Consider the following 14,567-nt stretch of genomic DNA (forward strand, 5'->3'; position numbering starts at 1 on the left):
ACAGAACAAGGGCGGGTTGCCGCCTCGTCAGGAGTGATCGTTATGAGTAGGACCTGGCTTGTCACTGGTGCTTCGCGCGGTCTGGGCCGCTCGATTGCCGTGGCCATCCTGGAGAACGGCGACAACCTCGTTGCCACGGCGCGGCGCGTTTCGGATTTGTCCGAGCTGGGCGACAAGTACGGCGATCGGGTTCGCACCGTAGCGCTTGATGTCACCGACCCGGGTGCGGCGCGGGACGCTGTTCAGGCGGCGGTCGACACGTTCGGGCGGCTGGATGTTGTGGTCAACAACGCGGGATACGCGGACAGCGCGCCTTTTGAGGAGATGCCCGATGACGTGTTCCGGGCTCAGATCGAGGCGAATTTCTTCGGGGTGGTGAATGTGACCAGGGCTGCGCTGCCAGTTCTGCGTACCCAACGGTCGGGGCTCTTCTTGCAGGTCTCGTCGGTCGGTGGCCGGGTGGGCGGGACGGCCGGGATTTCCGCCTACCAGGCCGCGAAGTTTGCCGTGGAGGGGTTGACGTTGTCGCTCGCCAAGGAGGTCGCGCCGTTCGGGGTGCGTGCGGTGATCGTGGAGCCCGGCGCGTTCCGGACCGACTGGGGTGGCTCGTCGATGGAGATCGCCGCGGCGGGGGCCGACTATCAGGAGTCGGTCGGGTTCATGCATGACTACCGGGTCAACGCGGCGGGCAAGGAGGCCGGTGACCCCGACCGGGCCGCGCGGATCCTGGTGCAACTGCCCGACCTGGCCGAGTTGCCGCAGCGGCTGCTGCTCGGGTCGGACGCCGCGCGGATCACCGAGATCGCCGAGCAGGATTGGCTTGCCGAGACGCGCGCGTGGGCCGCGGTCAGCGCCGCCACCGACTTCGGCAGCGACGCGGACCTCGGCGACGTTCAGAGCCTGGTGAACTCCGAGTAGCCCGGGTCGCCGGTCACCGCGGTGCCGGTTGCCGGGCTCGCGGAGCGCCTCAAGGCAGCGGCCATCGCGTCGATGATCCGGTCAAGGATCTCGCGGGTCGTGGCGAAGTTCAGGCGGGCATGGTCCAGGCCCTCCGAGCCGAAGTCGAGGCCTGCGCTGAGTTCGACGCCCGCGTGGCGGCGGAACCAGTCCGCCGGCTGCTCGGGGAGGGCCGCGCCGGCGCAGTCGAGCCAGGCCAGATAGCCCGCTTCCGGCACATGCATGGTGACGCCCGGCAATTCCGCGTGTACGCGCGAAGCCAGGTGATCGCGTTGCGCACGCAGGTGGTCGTTGACGCCGCGCAGCCAGTCATCGCCGTGCGCCCAGGCCGCCAGGGTCGCCTCCACGCCGAGGACGTTGACGGCGCCGAACAGATCCGGGGGCTGCGCGTCCCAACGTGCACGGAGATCGTCGGGGCCGACGTGCGCGAGCGCTGTGCGCAGGCCGGCGAGGTTGAAGGCCTTCGTTGCGGAGGTCACGGTGACCGTACGGGCTGCCGTCCGGGGGTGGAGAGCGGCGAACGGGATGTGCTCGCTGTAGGACAGCTCGGCGTGGATCTCGTCGCTGATGACGAGGAGGTCATGGCGCTCGGCGCGGTCCGCGATGTGCTCCAGCTCGGCACGGGAGTAGACATGGCCGGTCGGGTTGTGCGGGTTGACCAGGAGCAGGACCTTCGCGTCGCTCAGATCGCCGGAGGCCGCACTTATCAGGCGCCGGTTCATCGACTCGATCGTCGCCAGGAACGGCGGGTAGGACGGGGTGAAGACCGCCACGCCGTCACCGGGGCCGGTGGTCAGGGTCAGGACGATCTGCAGGGCCTGGATCAGATCCGTGATCGGGCGTACGAGCTCCGGAGCCGGCCGCCACCCGTAACGCCGGCTCATCCGCTCGGCGAACGGGGCCGCGAGGGGATACTGCGGCCAGTCGGGGTAACCGAGGTCGCCGCGGGCGACGGTGGCGTGGATCGCGTCGCGCACCGGCCGCGCCACGGGGAAATCCATGTCGGCCACCCAGGCGGGCAGGAGGTCCGGGCCGGGCCGATGCCATTTCACGCCACGCTTCGCCCGTAGCCATTCCACTGTCACCGAGGCCGGTTCGGCCGCGACGTCCTGCGCCGCCGCCTCTTGCAGCGTGTCGCGGAGGATTTCCATCTGGCCGTGGTGCTGGGCCATTTCCTCGTAGAGGTGGAGCAGCGCCTCGCCCTGGTTCATGGTGCGGTCGGGGCCGAGCGCCGCGGGGTCGGGGTCGTGGCGCAGCGGCTCGTCCCAACGGGCGGCGGCCACATCGGCGCGCAGCTGCATGAGGGCCTCCTCAGCTCGATCGCACAGCACCGCGACAGGGCCGGCGGCATCGAACTCGGCAAGGCGGTCGCGCTCGACCGGACGACCGGCGACGAGGTGACCACCCCAGTAGGACATCACGCCGAGGCAATGGGTGAGCACTGCGAAAGGAGTATTCGCGCCGGGGAGTTCGGGGCGGCGGTTGGCGCCCTCGTCGCCGAGCGCGCTGACGATGGCGCTCATGCCCCGAACGGCGCGCTCAACGAAATATAGGTAACCGGTCTGCATGGTTACACCTTGCAGGCAGACTCGTAACCGGTCAAGATGGTTACGTGAGCTTCGTCTTCGTCAGCGGCCGCCCGAGCCTCGACTACGCCGGCACCCTCAAATGGCGGCGCCGGGACCAGGGCGAGGAGCAGCTCCACTCCCCCGCGGACCTCGCTTCATGGGCTTCCTTGGCATCGCTCGGTGACCTGACTGACGGGCCGGTTGATTTTGCTGCTGCGATATCCGCCAGGGAAGCGATCTATCGGGTGATTCGGTCCCGGCTTGACGGCGCTGCACCCGCGGTCACCGACGTGGGGCTGATCAACGCGCTGGCCCGGGGGCCGCGGCTCACGCCGACGCTGCTGGCCGATGGCCACCTGACCCGGACCGGCACCACCGAGGAGCTGCTGGCCACCCTCGCGGCCGACCTGCTCGACCTGCTCTCGTCCGACGAGATCAACCGGGTGAAAGGCTGCGCCAACAACGACTGCACCCGGCTCTACGTCGACGCCTCACGCCTCGGCAACCGCCAGTGGTGCGGCATGGCCGAATGCGGCAACCGAGCCAAGGTCTCCGCCTTCCGCGCCCGCCGCCGCACATCCGCAAACTGAGCCGCGCCACCGCACGCTGAGCCGCGCCACCGCACGCTGAGCCGCGCCACCGCACGCTGAGCCGCGCCACCGCGGGACAAATAGTGCCCTCGCAATAAAGTCGACCTGACTGCAGAGCATGATCCGGTCGCGATCAATGCTGCGCGTTGCCTAAAGCAGCGTGTGCAGCGCCGAAAATCTCTCCCGGCGGCGGGCGGCGACACCGATCGGCATTGCCGCCCGGAAAGCTCATCGCGCTTACGCCACCGGGCGACGGGCAGCGATCGGCGTCACACGCAGGCCTTGTTGCCCCTGCGACGCTGACATATCCATAATAGTTTTGGTTATTTCAGCGGTGGGCATGACGGCCGGGGCACGACAGCACGGGGCACGACAGCACGGCATGTCAGCGTCGGCGCACACCGACTGCTCGCCATCGCGGCGACGCGGGCGGGCTCGGCGACCAGGGACAACGAGAGAGACGCACAATGCCGGAGAAGTTGACGAAGTCCGACCTCAGTGAGGCCTACGCCGAGTTCAGCGACTGGTTCACCGAGCAGTACATGCCGGCGTTCATCAGCGCGGTCGGGGGCGCCACCGACCCGGCGTTCATCTCCGGCTACTGGGGATCGCCGCTCTGGGTGGGTAATGACCTCGGACCGATCACGCTGGCGGAGACCGATGAGGACGTCGTCCGCGCGTTCGTCGCCATGACCGCCCGGCTGCACGCCGCCGGTTATGCGGACAGCGTCGTGCTGGACCGCCGGACCGTGGTTTTCAACAAGGACGGCGCCGCCATCGACTCGCTCTGGTCCCGCCGCCGGGGTGACGGCTCAGAGATCGAGCGGGTTGCCGTGCACTTCGTCGTGGCACGCCGCGCCGACGGGATTCGCGTGGTCACCTTCGAGACCCACGCCACGGACGCCGGAACGCTCGACGAGGTCTGGCCTGTCATCAAAAGCTGATCACGTGAGCGGGTCGAGGCCACGCCGGCCCCGTGCCCACGGCGCTCACATGTCACCCGTTGTGAAGGAAGACAGCTGGGACGGCTCCGTCATGCTCCTGGAATTCCCGGGCAGGACAGCGGTGGACGGCTGGTACGAACGTGGCATGACTCGCGATCATCGCGCCGTGCATCCCCGCAGAACCCGCCACAACCCGCCCGCAATCCCATCCCCGCAGAACCCGCCACAACCCGTCCGCAATCCCATCCGAGGCGTACCAGCGCATCCTGCCGCCGCGTGCCGGGATCGCGGCGGCGCGTAGCTACGGTGTGTCGTCGGAGGCCCAGACGTCCAGGTTGAACTGGTGGAGCAGGTGCGGCGCGAACAGACCGGCGACTGACACGAACGAGATCACCGTGAAGACCGTACGCAGCACCACGGTCTCCGTCTTTCCGCCGACCACGACGGCGATGCTGTTCGGGATGCCGATCATGCGCCACATGCGGCGGTTGATCGGGATGGGCCAGAGGATGGGTACGCCCGCCCTGGTGATCATGTCGCCTAGCAGGTGGACCACGCAGCCGACCGCGACCGAGAAGCCGAGCATCGGGTAGCCCCGGTCACCGGGCAGGTTGGCCGCCGTGAACCAGGCGATCGCGGCGGACGACAACGTGATGATCACCCAGCCGGCGCGCTCGGCCCACTCGTCGAACAGGCCGCGCAGCGCGAGACCGGCCATGAAGAAGATGATCCCGACGACCGCCCATTTACCGTACGCGGTGGCGAGGCTGGTCGTGCCCCACCCGATCAGTGCGGCGAACGGGAGCGTGTGCGTGAACGTGCGGTGGCCGTTGTTGCGGCGTGGGTCCTTGCTCAGTTTCGTGGCGGTGTAGACGCCGAGGGATATCTTCTCGACCACCTCCGCTACGAAGAGTGAGAACACGCCGAACGTGCGGGCCACCGTTGCGCCGCCCTGGTTGCGGGTGACCTTTCCGGACAGGTCGAGGTCGGGCAGCAATGCCCCGCCCGCGCACATGATCGTGCCGATGGCGATGGCGAGCGGGCTCTGCTCGTACCCGGCGAAGGCATCCAGGGCCCAGCTTCCCGCGAGCCAGACTGCCGCGCCTGACAGTGCGTGCGACGGACCCATCATTGTTGTTGCCCACCCCTCCCGATAGGGGCACCACTGTCGCATCGGGGTACAAGGTGGGCAACGACCGCCGCGTCTACTTCGGAATGATCAACGTCACTTCCAGCCGGGCGAGTTCCACGGAGCAACGTGACCATAGTGGTGGAAATTGCGCCGCATCTCGCCGTACTTCGCGTGCCGGATCAGGCCCATGAACAGGAACGCGAGCGGGAAGATCGGCCAGAAGAACGTCGCACCGCTCGCGAACCACAGACCGGTCAGCAACAGTGCGGCAAACATCACGAAACCCGTGTGCCGGCGGAGGTCCCGGCGTGTCGCGGCGCGCGCCTGCGGGGTCTCGGTCAGTGCCTGCCGGCCGCCGTTCGGGAGGTCGGCGGTGAGCGGGGCGAGCTCGTCGCGGAACTTGGCGGCGTACACACCGCTCAGACGTTCTTCGCCCTCTTCCAGGGTGAGGCGCCCCTCGGTCATCGCGGACCGCAGGATGGTCGCGATCTGCTCACGCTCGGTGTCGGAGGTCCGGAGCCGGTTCGGCCCGGACCAGGTGGAAACGTTCGGCTGCATGACGACCTCCTGGACGTGGCGGCTTGCCACTCAAGCTTCCCGGGCGGGTCACCGCGGGGCATCGGTCCGGAGGAGCATCTCGGTACGCGACCAGCGGCGCAGCTGTCCGATAATGCGTACGCCGCAGGGAGTACGCCGGGCAGGGGCACTACTCCGTAAGTGTTATCCACAGGCCCGACTTGGTGTTGATGCGGCCCCTCCCCGGGTTGCCGTAGCGTCGTTCACGTGCGACACCAGGCGCCCTTCCCGAGCGGCTCACCCTTCCCGAGCGGCCCGTCCTTCTCGACCGGACGGTTCGCCGAGCGGCGTGCGCGTTATGAGCGCGGGCGGGGAAACCATGCCATCCCCGGTGTGATCACCGCGCTGTGCTTCCACGTGTTCGGCAACTGGTCGCACGCCAGCTCTGCCGGGGTGATCGCGTGCGCGCTGCTGCTGATCGGCCCGCTCGCGCTCGGATGGCGGACCAAGTCTCCCCTGCTCGTGCTGGCCGTGACCGCTGCCTCGACCATCGGTTACGCGACCCTCGCCGCACCGACCTGGACATTCGCGGTGGCCGCCACGATGGCGTTGTTCTCCGCGGTCAAGGCCGGTCGCAGCCGGGCCGCCCTGCCCATCACGGCTGCCGCCTACGTTGCCTATCTGACGGTCACCACGTTCCTCGCCGACCAGCTCGGCGTCGCCGCCACCGCCCGCCCCACCCTGCGCGACGCCGTCCTCACCGCCCTCGGCCTGGCGCTGACCATGTTCATCGGCGGCGCCGCCCGCGCCCGCGCCGCCTACCTCGCCGAGCTGACCAAGGTCAACGCCGAACGCGCCCGCGCCCAGGAGGAACAGGAAAAACGCCAGACCGCCGACGAACGCCTGCGCATAGCCCGCGAGCTGCACGACGTCCTCGGCCACCACCTGTCCCTCATCAACGTCCAGGCCGGCGTCGGCCTCCACCTCATGGACAGCCGCCCCGAACAGGCCCGCGAAGCCCTCACCGCCATCAAGACCGCCAGCTCCGAAGCCCTCCGCGAGGTCCGCGCCGTCCTCGACGCCCTCCGCCCCGAACAGGAAGCCGCCCCCCGCCAGCCCGCCCTGGGCCTCGACCGCCTCGCCGACCTCACCGCCGACGCCGCCCTCCCCATAACCACCACGACAACAGGCACCCCGCGCCCACTGCCCGCCGAGGTCGACCGAGCCGCCTACCGCATCGTCCAGGAAGCCCTGACCAACGTCCGCCGCCACGCCCAAGCCGCCAAGACCGAGGTCTCCATCACCTACACCCCCACCGCCCTCCACCTCCACATCACCAACGCCGGCACCCCCACAGCCGCTCCCCCCACCACCAGCACCGGCCTCCCGGGCACCGGCATCGCCGGCATGCGAGCCCGCGCAGAAACCCTCGGCGGCACCCTCACCGCCGAACCACTCCCCGAAGGCGGCTTCCAGGTCCACGCAATCCTCCCCACCTCCCCCGGCCCCACCTCCCCCGGCCCGGTCTCCTCCCCCACTCCGCCATCCCCGGCCACACCGCGATTCCCCGACAACACACGTCCCCCTGCCGCCCCGCCCCAACCCGCTGCCACACCCTCACCGGCCACCGCGCCCAACGCCGCCACACCCCCGCCCATGGCCGCCGCACGCACACCCGCAACACCCACGCCCAAAACGCCCATGGGCGCCGCACGCACACCCGCAACACCCACACCCGCAACACCCACGCCCACGACGACGCCCACCGCGCCAACGACAGCCGAAGCACCCGCTGACGCCGCATTCTCTTCCGCGAAGAAAGCGGCCGACCCCCTCGAGGAATCCGCGTGATCAAGGTTTTGCTCGCCGACGACCAGGCACTGGTCCGGGCCGGCTTCCGCGCCCTCATCGACGCCGAACCGGACCTCGAGGTGGTCGGCGAGGCGGGCGACGGCCTGGAAGCGGTCCGGCTCGCCGCCCTGACCCACCCCGACGTCGTCCTGATGGACATCCGCATGCCCGGCGTCGACGGCCTCGAAGCCACCCGCCGCATCGCCGCCGACCCCACCCTGGCGGGCATCCGGGTGGTCATCCTGACCACGTTCGAACTCGACGAGTACGTTTTCGAGGCCCTGCGCACCGGCGCATCGGGCTTCCTCGTCAAGGACACCGAACCGGTCGACCTCCTACGCGGCATCCGAGCGGTGGCAGCCGGCGACGCCCTGCTCTCCCCGAGCGTGACGCGCCGCGTGATCGGCGAGTTCGCCACCCCCGGAGGCCGCGCCGCCCAACCCCCACAGGAACCCGACCCCCGCCTCGACCAACTAACCGAACGCGAACGCGAAGTCATGGTCCTCGTCGGCGAAGGCCTCTCCAACGACGAAATCGCCACCCGCCTCCTCATCAGCCCCGCCACCGCCAAAACCCACGTCAGCCGCACCATGCTCAAACTCGCGGCCCGCGACCGAGCCCAACTCGTCGTCCTCGCCTACGAGGCCGGCCTCATCAGACCCGGCTGGCTCGCCTGACCCCGCCCTGCTCACGCGCATGAAGGTGGGGGTCACCGCGGCGTCGGCGTCCAGGCCGCAGGACCAGGCCGCAGGACCAGGCCGCACATCGGGGCGTTGTCGAGGGTGCGACAGAGCCAGAGCACGCCATGGGCGGCACGATCGGGGTGGACAGCGAACCGGGTCAGGGCTCCACGTTCTGGTGGTCGATCCCGTTCGAACCGGCGACCAGTGATGTCGTCGCGGCCGCACCGGACAACGCGAGGCCAGCGCATTCGGCGGCGCTCGGCCTGCCACGGGCGGGTCTCCCCAGCCTCGGCTGAGCCACCCCGAACCTCGCACCTACCCGCAGGCCAGCCTGGCCACGGGGTTGGACGCACAACGCCGTCGGTGGGATCACCCACTCGGCCGAGCCATGCCTTGACGAAATCACGCAGTCAGCTGAGACACGCCCCCGGCGAGATCACGCAATCAGCCGAGCCACGCCCCCAGCCAAGCCACGCGGTCAGCCAAGCCAGGCCCTCGGCCGAGCCACGCCCCCCGGCCAAGCCACGCAGTCAGCCAAGCCACGCGGTCAGCCAAGCAACGCGGTCAGCCAAGCCAGGCCCTCGGCCAAGCCACGCAGTCAGCCGAGCCACGCCCCCGGCCAAGCCACGCGGTCAGCCAAGCCACGCCCTCGGCCAAGCCACGCGCCCTCGGTCGGGTCGGTTGGCGGTCGGCCCGCAGATCAACCTCACGTCCCATCGCGGAGCGCAAATGTCAGCCGGCGGGGGTGGGCGGGTCAAACGCTGGCTGCGGCGGTTTGCTGGGCTTGCCAGAGGGCTAGCTGGACGCCGATTACGAAGATCTGGAGTGGGAGGGGCAGGCCGGGGAGGTCGGCCTCGATGGCGCCCGACCAGGCGCTTGTGCGGCGCATGGAGCCTGTTACGACCCCGTCGATCACCAGCTCCTGCCGGTTGCCCCACATGGAGGCGCGGCGGAATTCGTAGGAGCGGCCGCCGGATTGGGCTGTCCAGTGTTTGCGGCCGGCTCGTTCGACGAGGGCGATCACGCCGCCGGTCTCGTCGAGCATGCGGTATTTGCTGCCCCAGCCGTTGGAGCGGACCTGGTAGCGGCGGCCTTGCACCTCGAAGTCGCCGCCGCTGCGCCACCATGACGGGTCCCACACGGCGACCGGGTGCCCGTCCGCGGCCAGTTGGTAACGGCCGCGCCACATGCCCATCTTCTCGGCGGTCAACATGACTTCACGGTAGCGATGCCGCGCCATCGGGGCGTGCCCACCGCCAGGCCTCGCGCCACCGCCAGGCCTCGCGCCACCGAGGCGTGCCCACCGCCGGGTCCGGCGCAATCGAGGCGTGCCCCATCGCCAGGCCCGGCGGCACCGGCAAGGTTGGGGGGACCGGCGCGGCTGGTCTGGGAGTCAGGCGGTGTGGGCGAGGGATGAGGAGAGGGCGCGGTGGGCGGTGGCTTGGTGGAGGAGGGTGTGGGCCTTGTCCTCGAGGACCTTGAGGGCGTCGGTGCCGGCGGCCCAGCGCAGGGGTGGGGCGTCGGAGTTGATGAGGGTGAGCAGGGCTGTGGCGAGTTTGGCCGGGTCGCCGCCCTGGAGGCCGTTCATGGCTGTCCAGGCGGTGACGGTTTGCCTGGTGCGTTCGGCGTAGTCGTCGATGGCGGGGGCGGCGTACGTCGTGGATTGCGGGGTGAGCAGGTCGGTGCGGAAGAAGCCGGGTTCGACCAGCATGGTGCGGATGCCGTAGGGGGCGACTTCGGGGGTCAGGGATTCCGCCCAGCCTTCGAGGCCGAACTTGGCGGCGGCGTAGGCCGTGCAGAATTCCTGGCCGGTTATGCCTGCGGTCGACGAGATCGTGACTATCAGGCCGGAGCGCTGGGCGCGCATGATCGGGAGCACCGCGCGGGTGACGTTCAGCGGGCCGAAGAGGTTTGTCTCAACCTGGGCCCGGAAGTCCGCCGGGGTGATTTCTTCGAAGAAGCCTGCGACGAAATTGCCGGCGTTGTTGACCAGCACGTCGATGCTGCCGAAGCGGTCCACCGCGGCCTGCACCGCTGATTGGGCGCTGGCGGGATCGGTGACGTCCAGGCGTACGGTGAGCAGATTTTTTGCTGGGGGGATCTTGGCCGGGTCGCGGCCGGTGGCTACCACGGCGTAGCCGGCGGCGAGGGCTGCCTGGGTGATGTCGACGCCCATGCCCCGGGCTGCGCCGGTGATCATCAGTACCTTCATGTCACCAGGAGACCGGATCGCGGCGGTGGGGAGAAGACGCTGCTGACAGGTGTGCTGACAGCCCACCTTTGAGAAATGCAAACCGGCCGAGCCTGGGAACGTGGACAACCGTGACGAGGTGAAGGCCTTTCTCAGCTCCCGCCGCGCCCGGATCAGCCCGGAGCAGGCGGGGCTGGTGCACCACGGCCGTAATCGGCGGGTGCAGGGGCTGCGGCGTAGTGAGGTCGCCGATCTCGCCGGGGTCAGCGTCGAGTATTACGCCCAGCTTGAGCGGGGTGATCTCGCCGGGGCGTCCGGGAGTGTTCTCGATGCGGTCGCCGGAGCGCTGCAGCTCGATGAGGCCGAGCGGCGGCATCTCGGCGACCTGGCCCGCACCGCCGGGCCGGGGCGTGGGCGGCGGCGAGGGCCCGCGCCGCAGGTCAGACCCGGCGTTTTGCGCATTCTGGAGTTGATGACGGAGATTCCGGCGTTTGTCACCAACGGACGCGGGGATGTCCCGGCCGCGAACACGCTCGCTGAGGCGTTGTACGCGCCGATGTTCGACGAGCCGGCCCGGCCCGTGAACCATGCCCGGTTCGCGTTCCTCGATCCGCGGGCCCGGGAATTCTGGCGGGATTGGGAACGGATCGCGGGTGACACGGTGGCCATGATGCGTACGGAGGCCGGGCGGGACCCGTACGACAAGGATCTGACCGATCTTGTGGGTGAGCTCTGCACCCGCAGCGAGGATTTCCGCATCAGGTGGGCCGCCCACGACGTGCGGCTGCATCGCACGGGCGTCAAGCAGTTCCGGCATCCCGTGGTCGGCGACCTCGACCTGAACTTCGAGACCCTGCCGCTGGCCGCCGATCCCGGCCTGACCCTGACGATGCTCAGCGCCCCCGCGGGTTCGGTCAGCGACGACGCCCTGCGACAGCTGTCGAGCTGGTCGGCTATGTCGCGGCGCTGATGACGCGGGTGAGGGCGGCGTGGAGGGACATGAGTTCGTCGAGGGGCATGCCGAGGCGGTCGACGACGGCCGGGGGGATCTTCAGGGCCTGTTCGCGCAGGTCACGGCCGGCGGGGGTGAGGGTGACGGCGAGGCTGCGTTCGTCTTTCGGGTCTCGTTCGCGGCGTAGGTAGCCGATCGTCTCGAGGCGTTTGAGCAGCGGGGACAGGGTGCCGGGGTCCAGCTGCAGAAGAGTGCTCAGCTTGCGTACGGATAGAGGGGCGTGCTGCCACAACGCGAGCATCACCAGGTACTGGGGGTGGGTGAGGCCCATGGGTTCGAGCAGTGGCCGGTAGACGGCGACCACGCTGCGGGCTGCCACGGACAGCGCGAAGCACACCTGCTGTTCAAGTTCCAACGGATCGCTCATGGTTGCCGCTCCTCTGCCGATACGGTTATCGTACCAATAGTTGGTGCACCAATGATTGGTGTGGCAACCTTCTCGAGGAGTTGGGGATCATGGCGAAGGATGTCCGCGAGGGCGGGTTCCTCTGGAACTGGATCTACAAGTACTGGGCGGGGCCGGCCTCGGTGCAGGGTGCGATCGAGGGCGTCACCCAGGAGGCACGCGACGGCTGGAAGGCCGACCTCGAGGAACGCAAGCGGTATTCCCGGGCGCAGCGCGCCCGTAAGCAGGCTGCGAAGCGCGGCTAAAGTCGCGGGCGTGCCTGCTTCTGACTACGTCAAAGACCTGCGCGCCAAGTACGGCCAGGGCTTGATCATGTTTCCGACCGTCAGCGCCGTGGTGCTCAACGACCGCGGCGAGGTGCTGCTGGGGCAGCGCAGCGACAACCACCAGTGGGCGCTGATCGCGGGGATGATGGATCCGGGCGAGCAGCCCGCCGAGGCCGTCGTGCGCGAGACGCTCGAGGAGACGAACGTCCAGGTCAAGGTCGAGCGGCTGGCCGGGGTGGTCCTGCACGAGGTGGTCTATGGCAACGGCGATCACTGTCAGATGGTCAACACGTGGTTCCGGTGCCGCGCGGTCGGCGGTGAGGCACGGGTCAACGACTCCGAGTCGCTCGAGGTCGGCTGGTTCTCGCTGGACGATCTTCCGCCGCTCACCCGCTTCGCCCACCATCGCATCGCCACGGCGCTCGACGACAGTCTCCCCGCCTGGTTCGCCCAGCCGGGTGAAGCCATCGACGAGCTGATGCACCGCATGCCCGGCGCCTGAGCAGCTACGACAGTTTTCTGACGCGCAGGCTCTCCGCGACCGACCAGGCCTGGAACGGGCAGCCCGTCGCGCCGTGCGGGGCCTCGCCGTCGGCGGTTTCCGAGACCGAACCCAGGCCGTACTCCCCCAGGTGACCGTCGGCGTCGGACAGTGTCTGCTCCGCGGAGACGCCGAGCCGCCGCCAGGCCTCCACATAGGGGCCGGTGAGCCAGGGCCAGACCGTACCCGTGTGGTAGGCCCGATCGCGGGAACCCGGCGGGCCGCGGTGGCTGCCGTGATAACCCGGCGTGCCCGGGGCCTGGCTGCGCGGGCCGAGCGGTGTCATCAGCGCCGCGCCGATGGTCTGCAACGCCCCGGGCGACGGACGCAACGGCGCATACGGCAGTGACCAGGCGAGCAGCTGATTCGGGCGCAGCACGTCGTCGTCCGGGCCGTCGATCACGTCGTGCAGCAGGCCGGCCTTGGCCGGAAACCGGCGGGCGAAGGACGTGAGCGCCGCCGAGTGGGCCAGGGCGGCCTGGCCGGCGCCGGCACCGACCTGCCAGGCGAGCCTGATCATCATGGCCAGGCCGTTGATCCACAGGGCGTTGACCTCGACAGGCTTACCCGTACGCGGGGTGACCGGCTCGCCGTTGACCCGCGCGTCCATCCAGGTCAGCGCCGTGCCCGGGGCGCCCTGGCGGAGCAGTCCGTCGGCCGGGTCCGCCTGGATGCCGTAGCGCGTGCCTGCCAGGTGGGCGCCGACCACGTCGCGCAGGGCGGGCAGCAGCTCCGCGGCAAGGTCGTTGTCGCCGGTGACCGCCACGTGCCGCCCGACGGCGTGCAGGAACCACAGCGTGCCGTCCACGGTGTTGTACTCGATGCTGCCCGTGTCGGCGGTGTTCGCGAGCATGCCCTCCGACAACGTTTCCGCGTACCCGAGGAGAAGTTTTCGTCCCTGCTCGGCCCGGTTGGTCGCCAGGAAAAGACCTTCATAGCTGAGCATCGTGTCCCGCGACCAGGCGCCGAACCAGGGATAGCCCGCCACGACATCGGGACCGGTCGCGGTTTCGACAACAAAGGCATCGGCGGCCAGGGCGAGCGTGGCCTGCGCTTCGCCGCCGGGTGCGGCCGCTGCCACCAGAGTCCTGTTACGGGTACGCGCGGAGCTGACCACCGCCGCCGCCGGCTCGGGCACAACGTCGAGGTCCTCCGCCCACGCCGAAACGGACGCGGTGTCCCCAGCTTGGCGGAGCTCGGCGTGGAAGCTCCCCGCGTACCATAAGTCCTCGGTGGGGGTGAGCCCGCGCGCCGCCTCCTCGCGGTGCCGCACCCCGCGGAACCAAGCACCCGCGCCGCGAAAATCGGGCCCGCGCAAGCGATAAGCGCCCTCGACCACGCACCCGCCCGCCACCTCGGTCACCTCGGGCTCGGCGCTCCCCGCGGTCCGCTCGGCGTGCACATCCCGCCACGTGCACAGCGCTTCGAGCCGCAAACTGACCGGCCCACCGGTGAGCAACCGGTGCACCACCGCGACACTGCTCCGCCCGTGCACCATGGCGACCTCGCGCTCGAGAACAACGTCCCCGATCCGCCACCGCCACCGCGGCAACCCGTCCACCAGCTCGAACCCGGACAGAAACCGATGCCCAGCCGGCGCAACAGTCCCGTCGGCCCACTCGTGCGTCCCCAGCCGCACCACCGTCCCGGACGCCAGCGTCACCACCGGATCGAGCGACGCAAGCCCGAGATACCGCAGCGACGGCGTCTTCCCGGCCACGACCAGCAGCCCGTGATAGCGCCGGGTCCGCAACCCGCTGACCGTCCCCATCGCATATCCACCACGCCCGTCGGGCACAAGCCACTCCCGGACCGACCCCTCCCCGAGGTCCCCGCAAACCTGCGCCCCGAACGCCACACGGTGCATCCCCCGACGCTATCCCTGTTTCCGGGGACCCGCTGAGCGCGCA

16 protein-coding genes are annotated in these 14,567 nt (G+C 69.6%); 9 read left to right on the plus strand and 7 right to left on the minus strand.

Going from position 1 to position 14,567, the window contains the following annotated elements; genetic code table 11:
* Positions 1 to 42 precede the first annotated feature (42 nt).
* Positions 43 to 918, plus strand: a complete 876-nt coding sequence (locus tag Ahu01nite_RS00995; RefSeq protein ID WP_203834406.1) for an SDR family NAD(P)-dependent oxidoreductase — start codon at positions 43 to 45, stop codon at positions 916 to 918.
* Here the strand turns inward: Ahu01nite_RS00995 and Ahu01nite_RS01000 are convergent.
* Positions 894 to 2,525, minus strand: a complete 1,632-nt coding sequence (locus Ahu01nite_RS01000; RefSeq protein WP_275411688.1) for an aminotransferase class I/II-fold pyridoxal phosphate-dependent enzyme — start codon at positions 2,523 to 2,525, stop codon at positions 894 to 896. The two genes, Ahu01nite_RS00995 and Ahu01nite_RS01000, sit on opposite strands and share 25 nt — an antisense overlap.
* A gap of 44 nt (positions 2,526 to 2,569) precedes the next feature.
* Here Ahu01nite_RS01000 and Ahu01nite_RS01010 point away from each other — a divergent pair, with 44 nt between their 5' ends.
* Complete coding sequence (locus tag Ahu01nite_RS01010; protein ID WP_203834407.1) at positions 2,570 to 3,115, plus strand: CGNR zinc finger domain-containing protein; 546 nt, start codon at positions 2,570 to 2,572, stop codon at positions 3,113 to 3,115.
* 467 nt (positions 3,116 to 3,582) lie between these two features.
* On the plus strand, positions 3,583 to 4,059 hold the full coding sequence (locus Ahu01nite_RS01015) for a DUF6841 family protein (protein WP_203834408.1): 477 nt from the start codon (positions 3,583 to 3,585) through the stop codon (positions 4,057 to 4,059).
* 301 nt (positions 4,060 to 4,360) lie between these two features.
* Here Ahu01nite_RS01015 and Ahu01nite_RS01020 read toward each other — a convergent pair whose 3' ends face one another.
* Together Ahu01nite_RS01020 and Ahu01nite_RS01025 are read right to left on the minus strand one after the other, a co-directional pair.
* Entirely contained in the window at positions 4,361 to 5,191 is an 831-nt protein-coding gene (locus Ahu01nite_RS01020; RefSeq protein WP_203834409.1) for a metal-dependent hydrolase, read from the minus strand.
* 93 nt (positions 5,192 to 5,284) lie between these two features.
* A complete protein-coding gene (locus tag Ahu01nite_RS01025; RefSeq protein WP_203834410.1) occupies positions 5,285 to 5,749 on the minus strand; it encodes a DUF1707 SHOCT-like domain-containing protein in 465 nt (154 codons plus the stop codon).
* A 225-nt stretch (positions 5,750 to 5,974) separates the two neighbouring features.
* On the opposite strand from Ahu01nite_RS01025, the gene Ahu01nite_RS51265 reads away from it, so the two are divergent.
* From Ahu01nite_RS51265 to Ahu01nite_RS01040, 3 genes are all read left to right on the plus strand, one after another.
* Complete coding sequence (locus tag Ahu01nite_RS51265; RefSeq protein ID WP_203834411.1) at positions 5,975 to 7,558, plus strand: sensor histidine kinase; 1,584 nt, start codon at positions 5,975 to 5,977, stop codon at positions 7,556 to 7,558.
* A complete protein-coding gene (locus Ahu01nite_RS01035) occupies positions 7,555 to 8,235 on the plus strand; it encodes a response regulator (RefSeq protein WP_203834412.1) in 681 nt (226 codons plus the stop codon). Before Ahu01nite_RS51265 ends, Ahu01nite_RS01035 begins: the two co-directional genes overlap by 4 nt.
* Before the next feature lie 128 nt (positions 8,236 to 8,363).
* Positions 8,364 to 8,537, plus strand: coding sequence for an ATP-binding protein (locus Ahu01nite_RS01040; RefSeq protein ID WP_203834413.1), 174 nt, complete (start codon positions 8,364 to 8,366; stop codon positions 8,535 to 8,537).
* Between the two features lie 458 nt (positions 8,538 to 8,995).
* Here Ahu01nite_RS01040 and Ahu01nite_RS01045 read toward each other — a convergent pair whose 3' ends face one another.
* Together Ahu01nite_RS01045 and Ahu01nite_RS01050 are read right to left on the minus strand one after the other, a co-directional pair.
* Positions 8,996 to 9,454, minus strand: coding sequence for a hypothetical protein (locus Ahu01nite_RS01045; RefSeq protein WP_203834414.1), 459 nt, complete (start codon positions 9,452 to 9,454; stop codon positions 8,996 to 8,998).
* Between the two features lie 180 nt (positions 9,455 to 9,634).
* The gene (locus Ahu01nite_RS01050; protein WP_203834415.1) at positions 9,635 to 10,453 is read right to left on the minus strand and encodes an SDR family oxidoreductase; all 819 of its coding nucleotides are present in this window, start codon (positions 10,451 to 10,453) and stop codon (positions 9,635 to 9,637) included.
* Positions 10,454 to 10,553: 100 nt separating this feature from the next.
* Between Ahu01nite_RS01050 and Ahu01nite_RS01055 the strand changes: the two genes are divergently transcribed.
* The gene (locus tag Ahu01nite_RS01055) at positions 10,554 to 11,402 is read left to right on the plus strand and encodes a helix-turn-helix domain-containing protein (RefSeq protein ID WP_203834416.1); all 849 of its coding nucleotides are present in this window, start codon (positions 10,554 to 10,556) and stop codon (positions 11,400 to 11,402) included.
* Here Ahu01nite_RS01055 and Ahu01nite_RS01060 read toward each other — a convergent pair.
* A complete protein-coding gene (locus Ahu01nite_RS01060; RefSeq protein WP_203834417.1) occupies positions 11,386 to 11,811 on the minus strand; it encodes a MarR family winged helix-turn-helix transcriptional regulator in 426 nt (141 codons plus the stop codon). The genes Ahu01nite_RS01055 and Ahu01nite_RS01060 overlap by 17 nt on opposite strands.
* An 89-nt stretch (positions 11,812 to 11,900) precedes the next feature.
* On the opposite strand from Ahu01nite_RS01060, the gene Ahu01nite_RS01065 reads away from it, so the two are divergent.
* Both Ahu01nite_RS01065 and Ahu01nite_RS01070 read left to right on the plus strand, forming a co-directional pair.
* Positions 11,901 to 12,095 (plus strand): hypothetical protein, encoded by a 195-nt coding sequence (locus tag Ahu01nite_RS01065; protein ID WP_203834418.1) that lies wholly within the window; start codon positions 11,901 to 11,903, stop codon positions 12,093 to 12,095.
* Positions 12,096 to 12,105: 10 nt separating this feature from the next.
* Positions 12,106 to 12,618: an NUDIX hydrolase gene (locus Ahu01nite_RS01070; protein WP_203834419.1), complete on the plus strand. Its 513-nt coding sequence runs from the start codon at positions 12,106 to 12,108 to the stop codon at positions 12,616 to 12,618.
* Positions 12,619 to 12,622: 4 nt separating this feature from the next.
* Here the strand turns inward: Ahu01nite_RS01070 and Ahu01nite_RS01075 are convergent, their stop codons facing one another.
* Positions 12,623 to 14,524, minus strand: a complete 1,902-nt coding sequence (locus Ahu01nite_RS01075; RefSeq protein WP_203834420.1) for an amylo-alpha-1,6-glucosidase — start codon at positions 14,522 to 14,524, stop codon at positions 12,623 to 12,625.
* Between the last annotated feature and the right edge of the window lie 43 nt (positions 14,525 to 14,567).

The organism is Winogradskya humida, assembly GCF_016862215.1.
Classification (GTDB): domain Bacteria; phylum Actinomycetota; class Actinomycetes; order Mycobacteriales; family Micromonosporaceae; genus Actinoplanes; species Actinoplanes humidus.